The sequence below is a fragment of the Diplocloster hominis genome (genome assembly GCF_032380655.1).
In the GTDB taxonomy this organism is placed as follows: domain Bacteria; phylum Bacillota; class Clostridia; order Lachnospirales; family Lachnospiraceae; genus Diplocloster; species Diplocloster hominis.
Map to the genome: position 1 here is coordinate 1 of NZ_JAWDIY010000079.1, position 2,118 is coordinate 2,118.

Below are 2,118 nucleotides of genomic sequence, written 5' to 3' on the forward strand. Positions count from 1 at the left end.
TCCCGTTTTCGACACTTGAAAAAGAGAAAAGAGAAGAAAACCCGCATAAACACTGGGGATTCTTCTCTTTTTTTGATTATGAAATGTTGTATGGTATTCTTATTTCGAAATTATTTTTATTTTTTTATTCAGTTCTTTGGGCTGGTAATACTTCTTGTCCAGTCCCAGGTTGAATATTCCATTCAGGGCTGTGCAGACCTGACTGCCGGTATAAGAAGCACTATAAAACATATCCTGCGTATTCGCTACATTCATATTTTTTAATGTATCCAGTATCTGTCCGGTTGTAAAGTGGGTTCCATACTGGTCCAGTTTATTCTCCAGCAGGCGGTAAATCAGCAGGGCTGTGTAACAGATCATAAAGTGGGCGGTAATCCGGTTTCGGTTCCGGTGGTTTACAGGCCTTGACTCAAAGTTTGTCTTTAATACACGGAAACAGTCTTCGATTTTATACCGTTGGCCGCTGACCGCCAGTATACTCTTTGCATCATCGTCCAGATTCGTGGCCACCGCATAATAGCCATCATATTTCTCCTCATTTTCAATCACTTTTAAATCAATCGCATAATGGACAGCTGCCTTTTCACCATCCTTTCCTGTCGATGTACGTTTGATGAACCTTGTTACATCATGCGGTCCCTTCTTTACATCCTCGACATTATAATGATGGAGGATATTTTTTGCCCGTTCGATCTGTGCATTGCGGATATGGCGCTGATATTCCATCATTTTTCTGGAAAATGTAACGATAATCCGCTGACGGAGCATTCCCTTTGCCTTTATCATTCTTGTCGCTCCGTTTTTGTAAACTTTTTCCTCATATAATCCTGTATCGACTGCCTTATCCGCAGTCAGTATCTTATATACCGTGTCATTATATAAAGGCAGGTTCTCTGTTTGAAACCGGTCGAAGGTCTTCATCATTTCAATCGTAACCGGTGAGCCGTTGGATAGTCTGCGGTAATCACAGTCATTAAATACCGCTTTTTGCAGCGGATCGGAAAGCTTCTTTATGGATTGAGTGACGATAAAGGCACGGCCGCCCATGGAGTTAAACTTTCTTATGTCATAGGAGCCGAGTCCGGCATCCGCACAGTAGATAAAAGGCTTTCCCTGAAACATCTTTACAATCTTTTTTTCCAATGGAACAGCACATTTCTGTTCATTGTCGGATCCGGGAGTGATACACATGGAAATGGGAATGCCGTTCCCATCCATAAATAACCCCATCTGAACCAGGGGGGCGGGCTGATGCTGTTTGGAAGGACCGTAGCGGCGGAGGCCTTTAAGAATTTCGCCGGTCACAGGATCCACATATTCCCCATCCTCATGCTCTGTTTCGAAGTAATAGTTGGTACAGTCAAAGTAGCAGACAGAGGTATTTCTCTTAACAAGGTTGCCGCTGCCGTTGTAAAGCTGCTCCAGATAGCCGTCATAGTTTTCCTCCAGCAGATCCATGAAGCGCAGGATGTGCTGGTAATCAAAAGAAGGCTTTTCATAATAGGAATCAAGGCGGTCCCATGTAGAGAGTTTAGAACATGGGTCGAGGATCCGTGAGAAGGTAAGGAAACGGTTGATCGTATCGCAGTCAAAGGTCACTTTGGAATGTTCCTGTATGCCGGAAAGGAACTGCCGGATACCCATGTCATGGTAAATCTGCTGAAGGACGAAGTATCCGACATTGAGCAGGGTGGACTTAGAGGAAGTATCATTGGAAAAGGGAAGCTTCTGTCTGAAATCAATAGTAAAGGAAAGATCCGCAGTACCGTTTTTGTAATCCTCATTGAAAAGGGCGACCTGTTCCCTGGCATAAGCGAGAGGATCGCTGGTAAAAGAGAGGAGTTCGGAATGTTTACCGATACGTTTCACATTTTTGGTAGTAGTTTTTTTACCATTGCGGATGCCCATTTGAATAAAGTAGGTGGGGTCCTTGGATTTTTTATCGTAGTACAGTTTCATGTAAAAAAGTCCTTTTTCTTATTATCATAGCACAGAACCAGATAAAATACAACACCATACAACAAGAAAAACCAAAAAAATTGACAAAAAAATAGGCCGGAAGCGGCATAAAAAAAGGGTTTCTTAGATTGAGTAAAAAAAGTAAGTGTCGAAAACCCG

1 protein-coding gene is annotated in these 2,118 nt (G+C 42.7%); it reads right to left on the bottom strand.

What is annotated here, in order from left to right; translation table 11 throughout:
- Positions 1–99: 99 nt before the first annotated feature.
- Positions 100–1,959 (bottom strand): IS1634 family transposase, encoded by a 1,860-nt coding sequence (locus ABC831_RS26280; RefSeq protein WP_343251039.1) that lies wholly within the window; start codon positions 1,957–1,959, stop codon positions 100–102.
- Between the last annotated feature and the right edge of the window lie 159 nt (positions 1,960–2,118).

Excerpts from the sequence above, each read along its gene's own strand:
- ABC831_RS26280 (WP_343251039.1), bottom strand. The coding sequence starts at position 1,959 with ATGAAACTGTACTACGATAAAAAATCCAAGGACCCCACCTACTTTATT.